The sequence below is a fragment of the Porphyrobacter sp. AAP82 genome (assembly GCF_000331285.1).
Taxonomy (GTDB): Bacteria; Pseudomonadota; Alphaproteobacteria; order Sphingomonadales; family Sphingomonadaceae; genus Erythrobacter.
On the sequence record NZ_ANFX01000032.1, the window covers coordinates 100,265 to 120,197 of the forward strand.

A 19,933-nucleotide genomic window follows, 5' to 3' on the forward strand; every position below is an offset into this window, starting at 1 on the left:
CCGAGGGGGGGCCAAGTGAACCGCAAGGCGTGGCTGGCGCTGATTGCAGGATCGGCCGTGCTGCTCCTCGGCGGGCGGATGGTGCTGCGCTATCTCGACTGGCAGGCCTCGGACGCGGCACGCGCGCCTGCTTTCTCTCCCGACATCGCCCGATTGCAGGCCCTCGCCACGGCGGCCTGCCTCTGCACGCGCGAAAAAGGTGCCGCCGGCGAGGCCGCGTGCCAGCGCGAATACAAGGCAGCGATCGCCGGCTATACGATCAATCCGGTCGCCACCGCCTGCGAGCCGGTTTCCACCTCGCTCGATTGCATCGCCACCGGTGCGGGCGAAGCCTGCATCGTCACCGGCTATGGCGACGGGATTTGCACCGCCGAAGAAGCAAAGGCTGCCGACAGCGCGTGGACACAGGCTCTGGAGGCAGATGGAGCGTACGGCACTCTCGACGAGCCGGGCCGCGCAGCAGCGCTAAAGCGTGCCGACGCAGCCTTCGACGCGATCCGCGCGCGGATCAGGCGCGGCGAGGCTTTCGCCCCCGCGTCCGGCCCCGGCAGTTGCAGCTGATCCCTCATCGCTTCGCACCTGCACAATTCCTCGCCTGCGTGGGTTGCAGGAACCGGAATCAATTGCTAGGCGCGCGCCAGCCTTGCGGGCAGCCCCTGCGCTTGCCCTCTTCAAGGCTCAAGCAAGACCCCTGTTGAGCTTTTCCGAGAGGAATGGAAGCGCGTGGATATTTCCGCCGGTATCAAGGCTAGCCTGGCTGGACGCTATGCCTCGGCCCTGTTCGATCTGGCTGCCGAGAATGGCAAGGTGACCGCGGTCGAGAAGGATCTCGAGACGCTGGGCGCTGCCTTGCGCGATTCGGCCGATCTCGCAGCGCTGACCACCAACCCCGAACTTGCCCGCGATGTGCAGGGCAAGGCGATGGCGGCGGTGGCCAAGAAGCTGAAGCTTTCGCCGCTGACCACCAACTTCCTCGGCGTGCTCGCCGGCAACCGCCGCCTCGCCAAACTGCCTGCGATCATCAGCGCGTTCAAGGCGATTGCCGCTGCCCAGCGCGGCGAAGTGACCGCGACCGTCACCAGCGCGCACCCGCTGTCGGACGAGCAGATCGCCGCCCTCAAGACCAAGCTGACCGCGCGCGAAGGCCGCACCGTCATGCTCACCGCCGCGGTCGATCCCGACCTGCTCGGCGGCCTTGTCGTCACCATCGGATCGCAGCGCATCGATGCCTCGATCCGCACCCGTCTCAACTCGCTCGCCAAAGCCATGCAGGCTTAAAGGACACGAAAAATGGAAATCCGCGCCGCAGAAATCTCGAAGGTCATCAAGGACCAGATCGCCAATTTCGGCACCGAGGCCGAAGTCAGCGAAACCGGCACCGTGCTGTCGGTGGGTGACGGGATCGCCCGCATCCACGGCCTCGACAAGGTGCAGGCCGGCGAGATGGTGGAATTCGCCAACGGGGTGCAGGGCATGGCCTTGAACCTCGAAGCCGACAATGTCGGCGTCGTGATCTTCGGCTCGGACGCCGAGATCAAGGAAGGCGATGTCGTCAAGCGCACCGGCACCATCGTCGACGTGCCGGTCGGAAAGGGGCTTCTGGGCCGCGTGGTCGACGCGCTCGGCAACCCGATCGACGGCAAGGGGCCGATCGTCGCCGAACAGCGCAGCCGCGTCGAAGTGAAGGCGCCCGGCATCATCCCGCGCGAATCCGTCTCCGAGCCCGTCCAGACCGGCCTCAAGGCGATTGACGCGCTCGTCCCCGTCGGCCGCGGCCAGCGCGAGCTGATTATCGGTGACCGCCAGACCGGCAAGACCGCCGTCGCGATCGACACCTTCATCAACCAGAAGGAAGCCAACGCGGGCGACGACGAGGGCAAGAAGCTCTACTGCGTCTATGTCGCGGTCGGCCAGAAGCGTTCCACTGTTGCGCAGATCGTCAAGCAGCTCGAGGAAAACGGCGCGATGGAATATTCCATCGTCGTTGCCGCGACCGCTTCCGAGCCCGCGCCGCTCCAGTACCTCGCGCCCTACACCGGCTGCGCGATGGGCGAATTCTTCCGCGACAACGGCATGCACGCCGTGATCGTCTATGACGACCTGTCCAAGCAGGCCGTCGCCTACCGCCAGATGTCGCTGCTGCTGCGTCGTCCTCCGGGCCGCGAAGCCTACCCCGGCGACGTGTTCTATCTCCACAGCCGCCTGCTCGAGCGCGCGGCGAAGATGAACGAGGAAAACGGCCACGGTTCGCTGACCGCGCTGCCGATCATCGAAACGCAGGCGGGCGACGTGTCGGCCTACATTCCGACCAACGTGATCTCGATCACCGACGGCCAGATCTTCCTTGAAACCGGCCTGTTCTATCAGGGCATTCGTCCCGCGATTAACGTGGGTCTGTCGGTGAGCCGCGTCGGCGGTGCGGCCCAGACCAAGGCGATGAAGAAGGTTTCGGGCTCGATGAAGCTCGACCTCGCGCAGTACCGCGAAATGGCGGCCTTCGCGCAGTTCGGCTCGGACCTCGATGCCGCGACGCAGAAGCTGCTGAACCGCGGCGCGCGCCTGACCGAGCTTTTGAAGCAGAAGCAGTTCAGCCCGATGCCCTTCGAGGAGCAGACCGTGTCGATCTACGCCGGCACCAACGGCTTTCTCGATGCGATCCCGGTCAACCGCGTCAACGAATACGAAGCGCAGATGCTCGACTACATGCGCCGCGAACACGGCGCGGTGCTGGCCGAGATCCGCACCTCGAAGAAGTTCGAAGGCGAAGTCGCGGACAAGACCAAGGCCGCGCTCGAAGCCTTCGGCAAGCAGTTCGCGTAAGGACGCCCTGACGTGCCCTCACTCAAGGAACTCAAGGGCCGGATCAACTCGGTCAAGTCGACCCAGAAGATCACCAAGGCCAAGCAGATGGTCGCGGCGGCCAAGCTGCGCCGTGCCCAGGCTGCGGCCGAGGCCGGGCGGCCCTATGCCACGCGCCTCAGCGCTGTGATGGCGTCGCTGGCGAGCAAGGTCTCGGGCTCGGCTGCGCCCAAGCTGCTCGCGGGCACCGGCGCGGATGCCAAGCACCTCCTGGTGGTGGTCAACACCGACAAGGGGCTGTGCGGCGGTCTCAACTCCAACCTCGTCAAGGCCGCCAGGGCCAAGGCGCGCGAGTTGATTGCGCAGGGCAAGGCGATCGAATTCTACCTCGTCGGCAAGAAGGGCCGCGCGCCATTGAAGCGCGACTTCCCGAGCCTGATCGGCGGCGGGTTCGACACCAGCACGGTCAAGACCCCGGGCTTCGACGAAGCCGAGGGCATCGCCAACGAGCTGATCGCACTGTTCGACAGCGGTGCCTTCGATGTCGCGCACCTGATCTTCCCGACCTTCAAGTCTGCCCTCGCGCAGGAGCCGACCGTCACCCAGCTGATCCCCGTCCCCGCCCCCGCCGAAGCCCCGGTGGCCGACGCCGTGGTGCAGTACGAGCCGGGCGAGGAGGAAATCCTCGAAGAGCTGCTGCCGCGCTACGTGCGCACGCAGCTGTTCGGCGCGCTGCTTGAACGTGAGGCCTCCGAACAGGGCGCCTCGATGACCGCGATGGACAACGCCACGCGCAACGCGGGCGAGCTGATCCAGAAGCTCACCATCCAGTACAACCGCAGCCGCCAGGCCGCGATCACCACCGAACTCATTGAAATTATTGCTGGCGCGGAAGCGCTCTAAAACGAAGGCTAGGAACGAAAAATGGCCACCGCCGCTCTCAACCAGACCACCAACGGCACGATCAGCCAAGTCATCGGCGCTGTCGTCGACGTGCAGTTCGAAGGTGAACTGCCCGCAATCCTCACCGCGCTCGAAACCAAGAACGGCGACAAGACGCTGGTGCTCGAAGTCGCCCAGCACCTCGGCGAGAACACCGTGCGCACCATCGCGATGGACGCCACGGAAGGCCTGACCCGCGGCAGCGAAGTCGTGAACACCGGCGCGCAGATCAGCGTTCCGGTCGGCCCCAAGGTCTTGGGCCGCATCATGAACGTCGTCGGCGAAGCGATCGACGAACGCGGCCCCATCGGCGCGGAAAGCACCGCCCCGATCCACGCCGAGGCCCCGGCCTTCATCGACCAGTCGACCGAAGCGGCGATCCTCGTCACCGGCATCAAGGTGATTGACCTCCTCGCGCCTTACGCCAAGGGCGGCAAGATCGGCCTGTTCGGCGGCGCGGGCGTCGGCAAGACCGTGCTCATTCAGGAACTCATCAACAACATCGCCAAGGGGCATGGCGGCGTGTCGGTGTTCGCCGGCGTGGGTGAGCGCACCCGCGAGGGCAACGACCTCTACCACGAATTCCTCGACGCCGGCGTCATCGCCAAGGATGCCGAGGGCAACGCGACCTCGGAAGGCTCCAAGGTGGCGCTCGTCTTCGGCCAGATGAACGAGCCCCCGGGCGCGCGCGCGCGCGTCGCGCTCTCGGGCCTGACGATGGCGGAATATTTCCGCGACGTCGAAGGCCAGGACGTGCTGTTCTTCGTCGACAACATCTTCCGTTTCACGCAGGCGGGCTCGGAAGTGTCGGCGCTGCTCGGCCGCATTCCTAGCGCGGTGGGCTACCAGCCGACGCTGGCGACCGACATGGGCAAGCTCCAAGAGCGCATCACCTCGACCACCAAGGGCTCGATCACCTCGGTCCAGGCGATCTACGTCCCCGCGGACGACTTGACCGACCCGGCGCCTGCGACCAGCTTCGCGCACCTTGACGCGACCACCACGCTGTCGCGCGCCATTTCGGAGCTCGGCATCTATCCGGCGGTCGACCCGCTCGATTCGACCAGCCGCGTCCTCGAACCGCGCGTTGTCGGCCAGGAGCACTACGACACCGCCCGCCGCGTCCAGGCGATCCTTCAGAAGTACAAGAGCCTGCAGGACATCATCGCCATTCTCGGGATGGACGAGCTGTCGGAAGAGGACAAGCTGACCGTCGCCCGTGCGCGCAAGATCCAGAAGTTCCTCAGTCAGCCCTTCCACGTCGCGGAAGTCTTCACCAACATCCCGGGCGTCTTCGTGCAGCTTGAGGACACGGTGAAGAGCTTCAAGGCGGTGGTCGACGGCGACTATGACGATCTGCCCGAAAGCGCCTTCTACATGGTCGGCGGGATCGACCAGGCGGTCGCCAAGGCCAAGAAGATGGCCGAAGAGGCGTAAGATCACCCTTCCCTCCCGCCGGAGGTTGGCTCCAGCCAACCGACCAATCCGGAAAACCGGGAGGGGAGAGAGACTTGCCAGCTTGCTGGCTCGTCGCAGCGGGGTGGGCCTCCACCGGCCCATTCCCACCCCCAGCCCCTCCCGCAAGCGGGAGGGGGGTTAGGAAGAGACAATGCCCCTCCACTTCGAACTCGTCACCCCTGCCAAGCTCGTCCGTTCGGAACAGGTCCACATGGTGGTCGTCCCCGGCACCGAGGGCGAATTCGGCGTGCTCGAAGGCCATGCGCCCTTCATGAGCACCATCCGCGACGGGGCTGTGCAGATCTTCGCCAAGGACGGCGCTGCGCCCGAAATCATCCAGGTGCGCGGCGGCTTTGCCGAAGTGGGCGAGAAGGGCCTCACCATCCTCGCCGAACACGTCGAGGCGTGATCGGCGAGCGGCTCGACCTTCGGGCCCTTGCCGCCGACCCCGGTCTTCGCGACGCGTTGCTGGCGCTCAACAACCCGAGCGCGGCGGAAACCTCGTGGCTCGAAGCCGCCCGGTTCGAACAGATGGTGGACAGCGCGTTCGCCGCCCTCCACGTGCCCGGCGCCCGGGCCCTGCTCGTGACCTTCGATCAGGACGCCGGTTACGACAGCCCCAATTTCCTGTGGTTCCGCGAGCGGCGGGAGCGGTTCGTCTATATCGACCGCATCGTGGTGAGCGAAACCGCGCGCGGCGCCGGGCTGGCGCGGCAGCTCTATGGGCAGCTGTTCGCTCTGGCACGCGAGGCGGGGCACGACTGCGTGACCTGCGAAGTCAATGTCCGGCCGGCCAATCCGGGGTCTGACGCATTTCACGCGGCGATGGGTTTTGTTGAAGCGGGGCGCGCCGATCTGTCGCCGGACAAATCGGTCCGCTACCTCGCCAGACCGCTCGGCTGAGGCGTAAGGCCCGCTCTTTCTGCATCCGCCTATCCGGAAAATTAACCATGTCCGTGCCACAGCGGCGGGCATGTTGATGTCTTCGGCTATCCGTCCCGCGCCTGCGACCGCTGCGAGCGCGGCCCGCAAAGACCAGTGGATCGTGCTGGCGCTCGCGCTGCTCACGTTCTTCGTGCGGGGCGCGTGGATCGGCGATCCCAATGCCGATGTCGACGAGCAGCTCTATTCGCTGATCGGCAACCAGATGCTGTCGGGCGCGGTGCCCTTCGTCGACCTGTGGGACCGCAAGCCCTGGGGCCTGTTCGCGCTGTTCGCGGCGTTCCACGCGATCGGCGGGGCGGGTTCGGAGGCGTACCAGACCGCCGGCGCGCTGTTCACGCTGGCGGGCGCGGTGATGATCTTCCACCTCGCCCGCGCGCAGGCCGACCGGATGACTGCGGCAGCAGGGGCCGGGCTCTATGTGGTGCTGTGCACGATCAACGATGCGCATTCGGGCAATTCGGAGGTGTTCTTCATCCCGCTGCTGATCGCGATGGCGGTGCTGGTGCGCGAGACCGGGCATCCGCGCGCCGTGGGCCGCGCGGCTGTCGCCATGCTGATCGGCGGGCTGGCGCTCCAGATCAAGTACACCATCATCCCGCTATGCCTGTTCTTCGGCCTGTGGGCGCTGTGGGGCCAGTGGCAGCGCGGCATGAAGCTGGGGCGGCTGGCGGCCCTGGCGGCGGGCTTCGGCGTCCTCGGCATCCTGCCGACCGCGCTCGTCAGCGCGGGCTACTGGGCAGCGGGGCACTGGGACGATTATGTCTTTGCCAATTTCGTCTCCTTCTTCGATCGCCTGCCCGCGAGCACGGGCCGGGTCCACCCGCTGATGCTTGCCTATCTCGGCCTGCAATTGTCGCTGAGCTGGCTCGGCTTCCGCGCCGCGCAGCGCATCTGGCCCGAGGGGCTGCCGCGCGATTATGTGTTCGTGATCGGGTGGCTGGTGGCGGCGGTGGCGACGGCCTATCTGCCCGCCACGGTCTACCGCCACTACCTTGCCGCGCTGATCCCGGCGACCGCGCTGCTCGCCCTGCCGCTGTTCCACCGTGAGCCCAGCGAGCGGATCAACCGCGCCGCGCTGCTGCCGGTCGCGGTGTTCCTGCTGATCGTGCCCTACCAGTACTGGGTGAGCCACGAGAACCGCACGGCGACCTTCCGGCTGGCCGAGGCGATCGCCCCGCATCTCGATGCCGAGGCTGGACAGTGCCTGCTGGTGTTCGACGGGCCGACCTCGCTTTACGGCCTCACCAATAGCTGCCTGCCGACCAGGCTGATCTACCCCGATCACCTCAACAACGCGCTCGAGATGAATGCGCTGGGGATGCGGCAGGAGGACGAGGTGCGGCGCATTCTGGCCACCCGCCCCCCGGTGATCGTCACTGCCGACCAGCCGCTCACCCCGCAGAACTATGCGGCCAAGGATCAGGTCGATGCCGCGATCCGGCAGGATTACCGCCTGCTGGCCAGGCAAGAGCTCCACCACCGCTACATCACCGCCTGGGTGCGCCGACAGCCCTAGGCACCGCCGCGCTTGCATGCGCGCCAACTCCCTGCAATTCTCGTGCTTCGCGCGGAGCCCCCGCACGGGCCGCCGCAGCATCCGTCACAGGGAGAGACTTGACTTGAAACTCGCTTCGAGGCTGGCCATGGCTTTGGCCATGAGCACATCGACCATTGCCCTTGCCGATGACGGCATCCCGGGGCCCGCGCAGGACCCCTATATCTTCCTCGAGGAGGCGCGCAGCCCCGCAGCGCTCGACTGGGTCGCCAAGGAGAACGCCCGCACGCTGGCCGCCTTCGAGGCCGATCCGCGCTATGCGCAATTGAAGGCCGAGGCGCTGGCGATCTTCGACAGCAACGACCGCATCCCCTTCGTCAGCTTCCGGCCCGACGGACTCTACAATTTCTGGCAGGACAAGGCGAACCCCAAGGGGGTGCTGCGCCGCACCACGCTGGAAAGCTACCGGAGCGAGAAGCCCGAATGGGACGTCATCCTCGATGTTGACGCACTCGCCAAGGCGGAAGGGCGGGAGTGGGTCTATCAGGGATCGACCTGTCTGCCGCCCGATCTGAACCGCTGCATGATCGCGCTCAGCGACGGCGGCGAGGACGCCACGATCCTGCGCGAGTTCGACACCAGGACCAAGCAGTTCATCGAGGGCGGCTTCGTGCTCGACCAGAAGAGCCAGGGCGGGGCCGAATGGGTCGACGAGAACACCCTGCTGGTCGGCCGCAACTTCGGCGAAGGGACGCTCACCGAGAGCGAGTATCCCTTCACCACCCGTGAATGGAAGCGCGGCACCCGGATCGAGGATGCGCCCGAAATCTTCCGCGGCGACGCCAAGGATGTCTCCTCGGGCGCGGCGCTGCTGCGTGACAATGCCGACGTGATCCACGCCCGCATCGCCTATCGCGGGATCAGCTTCCACGAACGGCTGTGGTATGTCTGGCAAGGGGGCCAGTGGCTCCAGCTCGACCTCCCCACCAAGGCCAATCCGGTCGGCATCGTCGATGAACACATGCTGTTCTCCCCCGATGTCGAGTGGACCGTGGGCGACCAGACCTTCCCGGCCGACAGCCTTGTCGCGGTCAATCTGGAAGAGTGGAAGGCCGATCCCAACGGCGCCAGAAAATCGCTGGTATGGGCGCCGGGCTACCGCCAGACCAAGCAGGGCAGCACGGTCACTGCCGGCGGGCTGTATGTCGCGCTGCTCGACAATGTGGTCGGCAAGGTGCTGAAGTTCAACTTCGATGACGGGCGCTGGAGCAGCACGCAGGTCGCCCTGCCTGACAATGCGACGATCGGCATCGCCGCCTCCGCGGATGACAGCGACGAGATCATGTACACCGTCAGCGGCTTCCTCGAGCCGACGACGCTCTATTACACCGATGGCGCTGCCGTCCCTGCGGTGATCAAGACCTCGCCGTCCTATTTCGACCCGGCCGGCGCCAGCGTCGAGCAATACGAGGCGGTGAGCAAGGACGGGACCAGGATCCCCTACTTCATCGTCAAGCCCAAGGGGATGAAGGCCGACGGCTCGACCGCCACGCTGCTGACCGGCTATGGCGGCTTCCAGGTCCCGCGCCTGCCCGCCTATCTCGGTTCCACCGGCAAGCTGTGGGTGGAAAAGGGCGGCGCCTATGTACTCGCCAACCTGCGCGGCGGGGGCGAATTCGGTCCCGCTTGGCACCAGAGTGCGATCCGCGAGAACAAGCAGCGCACCTGGGATGACTTCATCGCCGTGGGCGAGGATCTGGTGAAGCGCGGCTTCACCAGCCCCGAGCATCTCGGCATCCAGGGCGGATCGCAGGGGGGCCTTTTGGTCGGAACCTTCTTCACCCAGCGGCCCGATCTGCTCGGCGCGGCGATCGTGCAGATCCCGCTGTTCGACATGCTGCGCTATCACCTGATCGGGCGCGGGGCTTCGTGGATCGGCGAATATGGCGATCCGCGCATCCCCGAACAGCGCGCCTGGATCGATGGCTATTCGCCCTACCAGAAGATCGTTGCGGGGGTCGAATATCCCGAACCCTTCCTGTGGGCCTCGACCGCCGATGACCGGACCCATCCCGCCCACGCCCGCAAGGCGGCGGCGAAGCTCAAGGCCTTGGGCCAGCCCTACTACTACTTCGAGGATACCACCGGCGGCCATTCCGGCGGGGTCGACAACGACCAGCGCGCCAAGCTCCAGGCGCTGCAATTCATCTACCTGATGAAGCGCCTGATGGACGAGCGGCCCGCCAAGTAGGCACAACGTCAAGGCACACCGCAAGGGGCGGCTCCGCGCAGGTGGAGCCGCCCCTTTTCGCGTCAACGGCGGCAGGCAAAGCGGCTGCCTGCAAGTGCGTCCGACGCCGCGCACTCGGTCCGTCTTGCGCAGAGCACGGAGCGTTTCATCAATGCGCCGCTAACCTTCTTCGGAAAGGTCTCGTTAGGCGCCTGCATCAACACTCGGGCCATCGGGGGCGATGACGTAACCCAAGGGAACATCACCGATGGCCTATGACCGGAACATCTCGATTGCCGGTGCGATCAAGAGCTACAACCAGCTTCCCAAGCACCACCGCGTCCACTGGTCGAAGGCGCGCAAGGACGAGGTCGTGCGTGCGGTGCGCGAGCAGACGATCAGCTTTCACGAGGCGCGCGAGCGCTACCTCCTGAGCCGCACCGAGTTCGAGCAGTGGGAGGCGGACTACCTCGCCACCGGCGGCGAGAGCGCGGGCATGCAGGACGCGTGATCCTTGCGCGATGCTAACGGGTCGGCGCGTCGAAATCGGCGGGTTTGTTCGCGATCCACGCCACGAACTTGGCGATCGCCGGATGGGCGCGGATCGTGTCCGCATCCTCGCCGATGCGCGCCAACTCGTTGTTGGTGAAGTTCGCATGGATCGTCTTGTGGCAGATCGGGTGGACCGGCACCTTCACCTTGCCCTTCTTGGCCTTGGGCACCGGATGATGCCACTGGACGATATCGCCCAAGGGGCGGTCGCACAGCCAGCAGGCGAGGGGTTCCTCGCTCTCAGTCACAGGTCAGCCCGAAGCTGTCGCGCGTCAGCAAGGCGGCGAAGTTGCCATCTCGCATGGCGGGGGCAATCAGTTCGCTCGCCGGACGCAGGATCGAGAAGTGGGTGCAGCCCTCGACCACGTGGAACCGCGCCTTGGGGTTGCCGTTGGCCTTGGCGAAGGCGGCGATCTCGCCCGCATTGCCCTGCCGCCCCTCGAGCACCAGCGTGGGAGCGGTGATCGAGGCAAGCCAGTTGATCGGCGCGCGCAGGCGCTGGCCCGCAATGTCCTTGGCCCTGACCGGCTGCACGCCCCACAGCCCGTTCCCGTAGAACTGCGGATCGGTCACCGGACCGAAGGCAACCACGCCCGCCCACTCCGCGGCATATTCCGACGCGAGCAGTGCCATCGTCCCGCCACTGCTGTGCCCGCCGAGATAGACCTTGTCGGGGTCGACAAAGGGTTGGGCCTTGAGCCAGCGGGTCGCGGCGACAAGGTCGTCAAGCTCGCCGAAATAGCTTTCGATCTGCCCGGGATTGCCGTTCAGACCGCGCACCGCCGGGTAGAACACCACCATCCCGGCCTCGCGGAAGGCGGCGGCGGACTGGTCATTGGCACGCGGCTGGGGCGTCCAGAAATCGCCGATCGCGGTATTGCCGCCGCTGATCCAGATGATCGCCGGGCGCCGCCCTTCGGTATCGGGCACGCCGGCAAGATAGCCCGCCATGGTGCCGAGCGGGCCGGGATAGCCGACCAGCTTCATCCAGCTGACGGGCGGGGTTTCCGGCTTGTCCCGCTGGCGCGCCTTGGTGCCGAGATTGGCCGCCTGCCCTGCCCGGGCCTCGGCCAGGGTCTGCGGCGCGCCGGCTTCCTGCGCCGCTGCCCCACCCAGCAGGCTGCCCGCCGCCACCAGCGCGAGCAGCGCCTTGCGCCAATTCATCCTCATCCCCTCACTCCTTCTTTTCTGCGGCTTTCTTCTTTTTCATCGTATCATGAAACCGGTCGGCCCAGCCGTCCTTCACCAATTGCTCGGCGCGCACCATGCGCAGCTCTCCTGGCGCCACATCGCGGCTGACGGTCGAGCCTGCCGCGACGATGGCATCGGCGCCGATGGTGACGGGAGCAACCAGGGCTGAATTGGAGCCGATGAAGGCGCGTTCGCCGATCACGGTCCTGTACTTGAAATAGCCGTCATAGTTGCAGGTGATGGTGCCCGCGCCGATATTCGCGCCTGCACCGATCGTCGCGTCGCCCAGATAGGTGAGGTGGCTCGCCTTGGCCCCTTGGTGGAGCACGGCATTCTTCACCTCGACGAAATTGCCGACGAAGCTGTCCTCCTCCAGCACCGCACCGGGCCTGAGCCGCGCGAAAGGCCCGACCTTGACGCCGCTGGCGAGGCAAGCGCCCTCGATGTGGCTGTTGGCGCGGATCAGCACCCTGTCGGCGACGCGCACGCCGGGGCCGAAGAAGACATTGGGCTCGATGGTGACATCGCGGCCGAGCACCGTGTCATGGGCGAAGAACACCGTCTCGGGTGCGATCAGGGTTGCGCCCTCGTCCATGGCCTTGAGGCGGCGCGCGGCCTGCCAGCGCGCTTCGGCTGCGGCGAGTTCGGCGCGGCTGTTGATCCCGGCAACCTCGTCGGCGCCCGTTTCGATCACCACCACCCTGTCGCCGCGCGCGATGGCGTTGGTGGCGACGTCGGGGAGATAGTATTCGCCTTGCGCATTGTCGTTGCCGACGCTTTCGAGCAGCGGCCACATGTCGTCAGAATGAGCGACGATCAGCCCCGAGTTGCACAGGCCGACCGCGCGCTCCTCGGGCGCGGCGTCCTTGAACTCGACCATCTTCCTCACCGTGCCGTCAGCATCGGCGATGATCCGGCCATAGGCGAGCGGGTCTTCGGGCCTGAAGCCGAGCACGGCCACCCTCGCCCCGCCCTCGAGCGCGGCGAACAGCCGGCGCACCGTTGCCGCCTCGACCATCGGGCAATCGCCGAAGCACACCAGCACGTGGCCCGTGAAATCGGCGAGCGCGGCCTTGGCCTGGAGCGCGGCGTGGGCGGTGCCGAGCTGCGGTTCCTGAAGGGCGACCTCGACATCGCGCCCCTTCAGCGCCGCGCTCAGCTGCTCGTGCCGGTCGCCCGCGACCACCACGGTGCGCGCAAGGTCCGCCTCGGCGAGGCTGTCGAGCAGGTGCAGCAGCATCGGCTTGCCGGCGACCTGGTGGAGCACCTTGTGCCGATCGCTCTTCATGCGGGTGCCCTTGCCGGCGGCAAGGATGATGGCGGCAAAGGGAGTGGTCGTCTTCGTGGTCATGCCCATGTCCTTAGGGAAAGCCGCGCCTGCCAGCAAATGCTTGCAGATTGAAGAAGCTTGCGCCACCGCCGCGCGCATGACGGACATCCCCTTCAGCGCCATCGGCTTCGATCTTGACGGCACGCTGCTCGACACCTTCCGCGATCTGGGCGCGGCGGTGAACCATGCACTGGTGCTGGGCGGCTTTGCCGAGGTGTCGGTGGAAAGCAGCAAGGACCTCATCGGCGGCGGCGCGAAGATCATGCTCGCGCGCGCGGTGGAAGCGCAGGGCGGGTTGCCGGAAGCCGAGTTCAAGCGGCTCTACAAGGCGATGCTCAGGTTTTACGAGGCGCATAATGCCGTCCACACCGTGCCCTACCCCGGCGTGCGCGAGGGGCTGGCGGAGCTGGCCGCCAAGGGCGTGCGGATGGCGGTGGTCACCAACAAGTTTGAAGCCTTTGCGCGCAATGTGCTGGCGCAGCTCGATCTCATCGGCGCCTTCGAGACCGTGATCGGCGGGGATTCGATGGGCAAGGGGCCGGACGGCCAGTTCCTCGCCAAGCCCCATCCTGCCCCCGTGCTCAAGGCGCGCGCGGTGCTGGGCGGCGGCTCGTTCGTGTTCCTCGGCGATTCCACCTATGATGCACGCGCGGCCGATCAGGCGGGCGTGCCGTTCATCGCCGCCGCCTACGGCTATTGCGACAAGCCGGCCGGCGAGATGGGTGCGGCGGCCGTGATCGATTCGTTCGAGGCGCTGATTCCCGCGCTCGAAAGCCTCGGACAGGCCCGCTGACCCTACGGCAAAGCGACCTGTCAGTTCGGCTGTTGCAAGCCGCCCACGAAAGTGCCACGCAGCGCCCCGCATATCGGTTTACGCAGGCGTAAAGCGCGCCGCAGTTTGGACAGGAGAACACCCATGACCATCAGCTTCAAGGACAAGGTCGCCATCGTCACAGGGGCCGGCGGCGGGCTCGGCAAGGCCTATGCATTGGAACTCGCCCGTCGCGGCGCGAAGGTCGTCGTCAACGACCTCGGCGGCTCGCGTGATGGCACCGGCACCTCGGACGCTGCCGCACAGGTCGTCGCCGAGATCGAGGCGATGGGCGGCGAGGCGGTCGCCAACGGCGCGTCGGTCACCGAATACGACCAGATGGAAAAGATGATCGCCGACGCCAAGCAGAAGTGGGGCGGCGTCCACGTCCTCATCAACAACGCCGGCGTGCTGCGCGACAAGACCTTTGCGAAGATGGAGCCCGCCGACTTCGAATTCGTCGTCAAGGTGCACCTCACCGGCTCGGCCTTCGCCACCAAGGCCGCGTGGGAAACCATGCGCGAACAGGGCTATGGCCGCATCCTGATGACCGCGTCCTCGACCGGCCTGTTCGGCAATTTCGGTCAGGCCAACTACGGCGCGGCCAAGCTGGGTCTCGCGGGCCTCACCAAGACGCTGGCGCTGGAAGGCGCGAAGTATAACGTGCGCTGCAACACCCTGTCGCCGGTCGCGGGCACCCGCATGACCGAAGACCTCTTCCCCGAGGAAGCCTTCAAGCTCTTCGCGCCGGAAAACGTGGTCCCGGCCGCGCTGTTCCTCGTTTCCGAAGACGCGCCGACCAACGCCATCGTCGGCGCGGGCGCGGGCGGCTATCACTCCTCGTGGACGGTGATGAACGATGCCGTGTGGCTGCCGGAGGAAGAGCGCACCCTCGAAGGCTTCGCCGCGCGGTGGGAGGAGATCAATTCCTTCACCAACCTCATCGCTCCCCAGTCGGGCAGCGAGCAATCGGGCAACATCCTGCGCGCGATGCAGAAGGTGACCGGCACGGGGCCGACCAGCGCGCGCGGGTAATCCCCGCCCGGCTTGCCGAAAGTCTTGCAACAGCAACGCCCTCGTGCAGAAATGCGCGGGGGCGTTTGGCTATGTTGCCGGGCCCTGCCAAAAGGGGGCCATGATGCAGGAGGAAGGTGTTGCGGCAGGCGTGGGTATCCTGCGCCAGCGCGAGAAGTTTGCGGCTGTCACGATCTATGCGACATTCGCGTTCGTCGGGCTCGGGGCGATCGGCGAGATGCTTGAGCTCGGCGGGGTGATCGATCTCGTCGATGCCCCGGACGCGCCGCTGGCGGTGGTCTATCAGGCGGTGATGCTGGCCAATCTTGCGGTGTTCATCGCATCGGTCATCGCGATTTCCATGTGGATCTACCGTGCCCATGCCAATCTGCACGAGGCGGGCCTTCCGGCGCTCAAGTTCTCCCCCGGCTGGGCGGTGGGCTGGTACTTCATCCCCATCGCCAACCTGTTCAAGCCGTTCCAGGCGATGCGCGAATTGTGGACCGACAGCCACCAGACTTCCGACAGCTTCAGCGCCGATCCGCCCGGCAACCTCGGCGCATGGTGGGGCCTCTGGATCGTCGGCAATATCCTCGGCAATATCAGCACAAGGTTGAGCCTGCTGGGTGACGGCACCACCATCCAGCTCGCCATTGCGCTGGGCCTCGCCTCGAGCTTCTGTACGCTGTTCAGTGCGTGGCTGCTGCTCGGGATCATCCGCCAGATCACGGCCGCGCAGACCGACGGGCTGGAAGCGGCGCAGATTTTCGAGTGAGCGCGCTCGCGCTAGTCGTCCACCGCCTTCAATAACCGCCGCTCCATCGGGGCGAGGACATTGGCAAGATCATGCCCGCGCTTCAGCACTTGGCCGTGTTCGCCGAACAGCGTCCACATCCCCTGCTTGCCGCGCAGCGCGGGGCGCTTTTCCAGCCGCGCCTGCGGGCGTTCGGCGGCGCGGCGGAAGGCGGCGAAGGTGGCGGCGTGGCGGGTGAAGTCCATCGCGTAGTCGCGCCATTCGCCCGCAGCGACCATCCGGCCATAGAGGTCGAGGATGCGCATCAGTTCGGGCCGCTCGAAGCCGACCTGATCGGCCGCCCGGCCTGGGAAGGGAACCACCTGTCCGGGGCTTCCCCCGGGCGCTTGTGGTGCGGCCATTCTCGCCCTCAGTCCTTGGTGCCGCTCTTGCGCAGCCGCGCCGGAACGGGTGCCGCAGCGGGTGCTTCACGCTCGGCCAGCATCGCCTTCAGCAGCGCCATTTCCTCGCGCATGGAGGCGACCTCGGCCTCGAGCTTTTCGACACAGTCGCGGCGCGGCCTGCCCTGATCGTCGCACGGGGGATCATCGCAGGGCGTGCCGTAGGGGGTGAATTCGCGCAGCCATTCTTCCGCCGGCACCAGCGTCGAGCGGGCCTTGATCCCGACCATCGTCGCACCCGCAGGCACATCGTCCGTCACCACCGCATTGGCGCCCACGCGCGCGCGCTCGCCAACCACGATGGGGCCGATGATCTGCGCGCCCGAACCGATGATGACATTGTCCTTCAGCGTCGGGTGGCGCTTGCCGCCCTTGCCGTTGGCGGGGTTGGTCCCGCCCAGCGTCACGCACTGGTAGATCGTCACGTTGTCGCCGATCTCGGCGGTTTCGCCGATGACGGTGAAGCCGTGGTCGATGAAGAAATTCTTCCCGATTTTCGCGCCCGGATGGATGTCGATCGCGGTCAGGAGCCGCGCGATGTGGTTCACGAAGCGCGCGAGGAAATACATCCGCGCCTCGAACAGCCAGTGCGCGATGCGGTGAAAGCCCAGCGCCCAGACACCGGGATAGAGCAGGATCTCCCAGCGCGAACGCGGCGCGGGGTCACGGGCACGGACAGAGTCCAGATAGCTGGCAAGACGGTCAAACATCCCCACGCTTTTCCCACCATTACGCCGCCGATGCAATCGGGAGCGCGCGAACCCTAGAGCAGCCGCTGCTGTTCGGGCCCGTGCAGGGCCTCGAGCGCGGCGCGCCACACCGACATGGTGGCGGGCGTCTGGCGTTCAAGGGAGATGCGGTCGATTGTCGCGACCAGCGCCTCGATCGCGGCGAAGCTGCGTGTCGTGCGCGGCACCAGATAATCCGCCGCACCTTCGGGGAGGCTCAGCCCGCGCGCTTCGGCATGGGCGAGGATCAGCTCGCCCGCCATCGCATCATCAGGCGCGCCGATTTCCAGTGCAAGCGATCCGCCGACGCGCGAGGCAAGATCGGGGAGCCCGATCTGCCAGCCCAGCGGCCCTGCGGCGGCGACCAGCAGCAGCGCCCCGCCCTCTCTTGTGCCGCCCTGCTGGACCGCATTCCAGCGATGGAACAGCGCGGTCTCGTCGTGGGTGTGGGCATCGTCGATCACCTCGAGGCTCTCGCCATGCAAGGCCCCCGCCCAGCGCGCCAGCAGCGATTTGCCCGAACGCTCCGGTCCGGTGAGAACGGCGACATGGAACGGCCAGCGCGCCGGGTTCTGCAAGGCCTCGATCACCTGCGCATTGGCATCGCCCAGCACGATCCGCTGCGCGGCGCCGCGGGCGGACAGCGGGAGGGCAATCTGGGACGGCTCGCCCATCGCGGCGCTTTGGCCCCTAGCGGCTGATGGCGAGCGCGTTCGCCCCGCGCCGCACGTTGAACCCGCGCGCCTCGAGCGCGGCGGCGAGGTCTTCGAGCGATCCGGCAAAGCTCACACTCATCACCGAGGTGCCGCCGATTGCGGTGCTGGTAACGCCTACGCCGCGCACCCCGCCGGTGGAGCGCACCGCGCCCAGCGCCGCATCGAAGGCCCCGGCATCGGGGCTGGCGAACTGGACGGTGATGTTGCGCACCGCAGCCTCGCCGGGCTCGATGCCGGTGACGGGCAGCGCCTCGATCCGCGGGCCGGCGGTGCCGGCGGCCGCAGCGGCCGCGGCCGAGCGCCGTGCCTGCGCGGCGCGGCCGATCTCGATGAGGCGCAGGATTGCCGGGTCAATCGCGCCGCCCGCGCCCAGCCGCAGCGAGGGATCGGGCCGCAGCTTGCCCGAGGCCAGCGCGCCCGTGAAAATCTGGTCCATCCGCTCGACCGCCTGGCCGAGCATCGCAGGCAGCGCCTCGGCACTGTCGGCCTTCAGCGTGAAGCTTTCGAGCGGGCGGCTGTAGGGGCCGTAGCGCGCGGTGAAGGTGCCGGTCACCGGCCCGCCGGGGAATTGATGATCGAGCCGGGCGAAGGCCATCAGCACGTCGGTCGCGCCGTACTGGTCGAGGGTCGAGCGCCACCAGGCGCGGCTGTGCCGGGCGGTCTGCCCGAAATTGACCAGCAGCGAATCGCCTCCCGCACCGCTCAGGCGCACGTAATCGATCCTGCTCGCGCCCGGGTTGAAGTCGGCCCAGGCGCGCTGCCAGGGGTTGCGCTGTTCGAAGGTGATGAAGGCCCCGCCGCTCTCCTGCACCGGGATCAGCAGCAGCGGTGCCGAGCGCGAAGCCTGCTGCGCCCCGCCGAGATAGCCGCTCGCCCGGCTGCGGTCGAAGACCACGCCCAGCGTCGCGATGTAGCGCCGTGGGCCAAGCCGCTCGCGCTCGATCACGATCGCCGAGACGAGGCCTTCGAGCTGGCTGTCGGAAAGCTTGGGGCCCTTCAACGTCTCCCACGCCTTCCTCTGCGCCTCGCGCCAGCCGTTGGTGCGCGCGTCCTCGGCGCTCTTGCCTTGCACGTCGATGCTGATGCCCTTGACCTCGATGTCGGAGCTTGCCGCGGTCGGCGCGATCCCGCGCTCGCCCGCGACCTGCGCGAACAGGGCAAAGCCGCCGCCGAGCAGGCCCAGCGTCAGCGCAATGCCCACCAGCCAGCGCCGCAGCGCTTGCGAAGGGGCCACGCTGGGGGCGGAAGGGAAAAGCGTCGCGCGCATGGGGAAAGCCTGTGCCCCTTTGCCCAAAGGCGGGTGGAATTCCAAGCGCGAAAGGCTATGGGCCTATGCATGACTTCGGGGACAAACGACGAGATCGCGCCGCAAGGCCCGGGCTATACCTATGCCGATGCGGGCGTATCGATCGCTGCGGGCAATGCGCTGGTCAAGGCCATCGCCCCCTTGGCGAAGGCCACCGCACGCCCCGGCGCGACGAGCGAGCTGGGCGGCTTCGGCGGGTTCTTCGATCCGAGGGCAGCGGGCTATGCCGATCCGCTGCTGGTCGCGGCCAATGATGGCGTCGGCACCAAGCTGAAGCTCGCGATCGAGCATGACCGGCATGACACGGTCGGCATCGATCTGGTCGCGATGTGCGTCAACGATCTCATCGTGCAGGGCGCCGAACCGCTGTTCTTCCTCGACTACTTCGCCACCGGCAAGCTCGAGAACGGGGTTGCCGAGCGGGTGATCGCGGGGATCGCGGAAGGCTGCAAGATCGCCGGCTGCGCGCTGATCGGCGGCGAGACGGCGGAGATGCCGGGGATGTATGCGCCCGGCGACTACGACCTTGCCGGCTTCTGCGTCGGCGCGGTGGAGCGGGGGCAGCAGCTCACCGGCGACAAGGTTGCGCCCGGCGATGTGCTGCTGGGGCTGGCGTCCTCCGGCGTCCATTCCAACGGCTATTCGCTGGTGAGGAGGCTCGCGGCGGACAAGGGCTGGAAGCTGAACCGCCCCGCCCTGTTCGATCAGGAGCAATTGCTGATCGACGCGCTGATCGCCCCCACGCGCATCTATGTCGCAAGCCTCCTGCCGCTGATCCGCGAAGGCCGCATCAATGCGCTGGCCCACATCACCGGGGGGGGCCTCCTCGAAAACATCCCGCGCATCCTTCCGCAAGGCGCCCACGCCCATGTCGATGCCGATCTGTGGCCCCAGCCGCGGCTGATAGCCTTCCTTCAGGCGCAGGGGAATATCGAGCCGGAAGAAATGGCCCGCACCTTCAACTGCGGCCTCGGCATGGTGCTTAGCGTGGGCGCGGCGAACGTCGCCGAGGTCACCGCCAAGCTCGAAGCTGCGGGCGAGACCGTCGTCACGGTGGGCCGGATCGAGGGCGGCGAGAAGGGCTGCACCGTGCGCGGGTCAGTCGAAACGTGGTCGGCCAAGAGCGATTGGAGCGCGACGCATGTGGGCTAACGCCCGCAAGTCCCCCTCCCGCCTGCGGGAGGGGTTAGGGGTGGGCGCGTCACCGCCCTCGCCGCATTCC

21 protein-coding genes are annotated in these 19,933 nt (G+C 67.0%); 14 read left to right on the forward strand and 7 right to left on the reverse strand.

Going from position 1 to position 19,933, the window contains the following annotated elements; translation table 11 throughout:
* Positions 1–15 precede the first annotated feature (15 nt).
* From D620_RS0110415 to D620_RS0110460, 10 genes are all read left to right on the forward strand, one after another.
* Positions 16–561, forward strand: a complete 546-nt coding sequence (locus tag D620_RS0110415) for a hypothetical protein (RefSeq protein ID WP_017665747.1) — start codon at positions 16–18, stop codon at positions 559–561.
* A gap of 162 nt (positions 562–723) precedes the next feature.
* Positions 724–1,278, forward strand: a complete 555-nt coding sequence (locus D620_RS0110420) for a F0F1 ATP synthase subunit delta (RefSeq protein WP_017665748.1) — start codon at positions 724–726, stop codon at positions 1,276–1,278.
* 12 nt (positions 1,279–1,290) lie between these two features.
* Positions 1,291–2,820 (forward strand): F0F1 ATP synthase subunit alpha, encoded by a 1,530-nt coding sequence (gene atpA, locus D620_RS0110425; protein WP_017665749.1) that lies wholly within the window; start codon positions 1,291–1,293, stop codon positions 2,818–2,820.
* A 12-nt stretch (positions 2,821–2,832) separates the two neighbouring features.
* Complete coding sequence (locus D620_RS0110430; RefSeq protein ID WP_017665750.1) at positions 2,833–3,702, forward strand: F0F1 ATP synthase subunit gamma; 870 nt, start codon at positions 2,833–2,835, stop codon at positions 3,700–3,702.
* 21 nt (positions 3,703–3,723) lie between these two features.
* Positions 3,724–5,178: a F0F1 ATP synthase subunit beta gene (atpD, locus tag D620_RS0110435; RefSeq protein WP_017665751.1), complete on the forward strand. Its 1,455-nt coding sequence runs from the start codon at positions 3,724–3,726 to the stop codon at positions 5,176–5,178.
* 172 nt (positions 5,179–5,350) lie between these two features.
* Positions 5,351–5,608 (forward strand): ATP synthase F1 subunit epsilon, encoded by a 258-nt coding sequence (locus D620_RS0110440; protein ID WP_017665752.1) that lies wholly within the window; start codon positions 5,351–5,353, stop codon positions 5,606–5,608.
* Positions 5,605–6,102 carry a GNAT family N-acetyltransferase gene (locus D620_RS0110445; RefSeq protein WP_017665753.1) on the forward strand — a complete coding sequence of 166 codons (498 nt, stop codon included), beginning with the start codon at positions 5,605–5,607 and terminating at the stop codon, positions 6,100–6,102. The genes D620_RS0110440 and D620_RS0110445 overlap by 4 nt, the downstream gene beginning before the upstream one ends.
* 76 nt (positions 6,103–6,178) lie before the next feature.
* The gene (locus D620_RS0110450; protein WP_196795273.1) at positions 6,179–7,660 is read left to right on the forward strand and encodes an ArnT family glycosyltransferase; all 1,482 of its coding nucleotides are present in this window, start codon (positions 6,179–6,181) and stop codon (positions 7,658–7,660) included.
* Positions 7,661–7,799: 139 nt separating this feature from the next.
* Positions 7,800–9,890, forward strand: a complete 2,091-nt coding sequence (locus D620_RS0110455) for a prolyl oligopeptidase family serine peptidase (protein WP_017665755.1) — start codon at positions 7,800–7,802, stop codon at positions 9,888–9,890.
* A gap of 247 nt (positions 9,891–10,137) precedes the next feature.
* Positions 10,138–10,380, forward strand: coding sequence for a DUF1153 domain-containing protein (locus D620_RS0110460; protein WP_017665756.1), 243 nt, complete (start codon positions 10,138–10,140; stop codon positions 10,378–10,380).
* A 13-nt stretch (positions 10,381–10,393) separates the two neighbouring features.
* Here the strand turns inward: D620_RS0110460 and D620_RS0110465 are convergent, their stop codons facing one another.
* The 3 genes from D620_RS0110465 to glmU are packed head-to-tail and all read right to left on the reverse strand — an operon-like array spanning position 10,394 to position 12,969.
* Complete coding sequence (locus D620_RS0110465) at positions 10,394–10,669, reverse strand: hypothetical protein (RefSeq protein WP_017665757.1); 276 nt, start codon at positions 10,667–10,669, stop codon at positions 10,394–10,396.
* Positions 10,662–11,591 carry an alpha/beta hydrolase family protein gene (locus D620_RS15195; protein ID WP_081596576.1) on the reverse strand — a complete coding sequence of 310 codons (930 nt, stop codon included), beginning with the start codon at positions 11,589–11,591 and terminating at the stop codon, positions 10,662–10,664. Before D620_RS15195 ends, D620_RS0110465 begins: the two co-directional genes overlap by 8 nt.
* 4 nt (positions 11,592–11,595) lie before the next feature.
* The gene (glmU, locus tag D620_RS0110475; RefSeq protein WP_017665759.1) at positions 11,596–12,969 is read right to left on the reverse strand and encodes a bifunctional UDP-N-acetylglucosamine diphosphorylase/glucosamine-1-phosphate N-acetyltransferase GlmU; all 1,374 of its coding nucleotides are present in this window, start codon (positions 12,967–12,969) and stop codon (positions 11,596–11,598) included.
* A 70-nt stretch (positions 12,970–13,039) separates the two neighbouring features.
* On the opposite strand from glmU, the gene D620_RS0110480 reads away from it, so the two are divergent.
* The 3 genes from D620_RS0110480 (at position 13,040) to D620_RS15840 (ending at position 15,542) form a co-directional block, all read left to right on the forward strand.
* Positions 13,040–13,735: an HAD hydrolase-like protein gene (locus tag D620_RS0110480; RefSeq protein WP_017665760.1), complete on the forward strand. Its 696-nt coding sequence runs from the start codon at positions 13,040–13,042 to the stop codon at positions 13,733–13,735.
* A 123-nt stretch (positions 13,736–13,858) separates the two neighbouring features.
* Positions 13,859–14,788: an SDR family NAD(P)-dependent oxidoreductase gene (locus tag D620_RS0110485; RefSeq protein WP_017665761.1), complete on the forward strand. Its 930-nt coding sequence runs from the start codon at positions 13,859–13,861 to the stop codon at positions 14,786–14,788.
* 100 nt (positions 14,789–14,888) lie between these two features.
* A complete protein-coding gene (locus D620_RS15840; RefSeq protein ID WP_017665762.1) occupies positions 14,889–15,542 on the forward strand; it encodes a DUF4328 domain-containing protein in 654 nt (217 codons plus the stop codon).
* Positions 15,543–15,553: 11 nt separating this feature from the next.
* Here the strand turns inward: D620_RS15840 and D620_RS0110495 are convergent, their stop codons facing one another.
* The 4 genes from D620_RS0110495 to D620_RS0110510 are packed head-to-tail and all read right to left on the reverse strand — an operon-like array spanning position 15,554 to position 18,639.
* The gene (locus D620_RS0110495; RefSeq protein WP_026092125.1) at positions 15,554–15,922 is read right to left on the reverse strand and encodes a DUF2794 domain-containing protein; all 369 of its coding nucleotides are present in this window, start codon (positions 15,920–15,922) and stop codon (positions 15,554–15,556) included.
* Positions 15,923–15,930: 8 nt separating this feature from the next.
* Positions 15,931–16,671 (reverse strand): serine O-acetyltransferase EpsC, encoded by a 741-nt coding sequence (epsC, locus tag D620_RS0110500; protein ID WP_017665764.1) that lies wholly within the window; start codon positions 16,669–16,671, stop codon positions 15,931–15,933.
* Positions 16,672–16,724: 53 nt separating this feature from the next.
* Positions 16,725–17,363, reverse strand: a complete 639-nt coding sequence (locus tag D620_RS0110505) for an HdaA/DnaA family protein (RefSeq protein ID WP_017665765.1) — start codon at positions 17,361–17,363, stop codon at positions 16,725–16,727.
* 16 nt (positions 17,364–17,379) lie between these two features.
* Positions 17,380–18,639 carry a heavy-metal-associated domain-containing protein gene (locus D620_RS0110510; RefSeq protein ID WP_233992057.1) on the reverse strand — a complete coding sequence of 420 codons (1,260 nt, stop codon included), beginning with the start codon at positions 18,637–18,639 and terminating at the stop codon, positions 17,380–17,382.
* A gap of 102 nt (positions 18,640–18,741) precedes the next feature.
* On the opposite strand from D620_RS0110510, the gene purM reads away from it, so the two are divergent.
* Complete coding sequence (gene purM, locus D620_RS0110515) at positions 18,742–19,863, forward strand: phosphoribosylformylglycinamidine cyclo-ligase (protein WP_017665767.1); 1,122 nt, start codon at positions 18,742–18,744, stop codon at positions 19,861–19,863.
* The last annotated feature ends 70 nt before the right edge of the window (positions 19,864–19,933 follow it).

What these genes read in the sequence shown, in the direction of transcription:
- D620_RS0110480 (WP_017665760.1), top strand. Translation starts at nt 13,040, where the DNA reads ATGACGGACATCCCCTTCAGCGCCATCGGCTTCGATCTTGACGGCACG.
- D620_RS15840 (WP_017665762.1), top strand. Translation starts at nt 14,889, where the DNA reads ATGATGCAGGAGGAAGGTGTTGCGGCAGGCGTGGGTATCCTGCGCCAG.
- purM (WP_017665767.1), top strand. Translation starts at nt 18,742, where the DNA reads ATGACTTCGGGGACAAACGACGAGATCGCGCCGCAAGGCCCGGGCTAT.
- D620_RS0110440 (WP_017665752.1), top strand. Translation starts at nt 5,351, where the DNA reads ATGCCCCTCCACTTCGAACTCGTCACCCCTGCCAAGCTCGTCCGTTCG.
- D620_RS15195 (WP_081596576.1), bottom strand. Translation starts at nt 11,591, where the DNA reads ATGAGGATGAATTGGCGCAAGGCGCTGCTCGCGCTGGTGGCGGCGGGC.
- atpD (WP_017665751.1), top strand. Translation starts at nt 3,724, where the DNA reads ATGGCCACCGCCGCTCTCAACCAGACCACCAACGGCACGATCAGCCAA.
- glmU (WP_017665759.1), bottom strand. Translation starts at nt 12,969, where the DNA reads ATGGGCATGACCACGAAGACGACCACTCCCTTTGCCGCCATCATCCTT.
- D620_RS0110450 (WP_196795273.1), top strand. Translation starts at nt 6,179, where the DNA reads ATGTCTTCGGCTATCCGTCCCGCGCCTGCGACCGCTGCGAGCGCGGCC.
- D620_RS0110505 (WP_017665765.1), bottom strand. Translation starts at nt 17,363, where the DNA reads ATGGGCGAGCCGTCCCAGATTGCCCTCCCGCTGTCCGCCCGCGGCGCC.
- epsC (WP_017665764.1), bottom strand. Translation starts at nt 16,671, where the DNA reads ATGTTTGACCGTCTTGCCAGCTATCTGGACTCTGTCCGTGCCCGTGAC.
- D620_RS0110485 (WP_017665761.1), top strand. Translation starts at nt 13,859, where the DNA reads ATGACCATCAGCTTCAAGGACAAGGTCGCCATCGTCACAGGGGCCGGC.
- D620_RS0110455 (WP_017665755.1), top strand. Translation starts at nt 7,800, where the DNA reads ATGAGCACATCGACCATTGCCCTTGCCGATGACGGCATCCCGGGGCCC.
- D620_RS0110495 (WP_026092125.1), bottom strand. Translation starts at nt 15,922, where the DNA reads ATGGCCGCACCACAAGCGCCCGGGGGAAGCCCCGGACAGGTGGTTCCC.
- D620_RS0110460 (WP_017665756.1), top strand. Translation starts at nt 10,138, where the DNA reads ATGGCCTATGACCGGAACATCTCGATTGCCGGTGCGATCAAGAGCTAC.
- atpA (WP_017665749.1), top strand. Translation starts at nt 1,291, where the DNA reads ATGGAAATCCGCGCCGCAGAAATCTCGAAGGTCATCAAGGACCAGATC.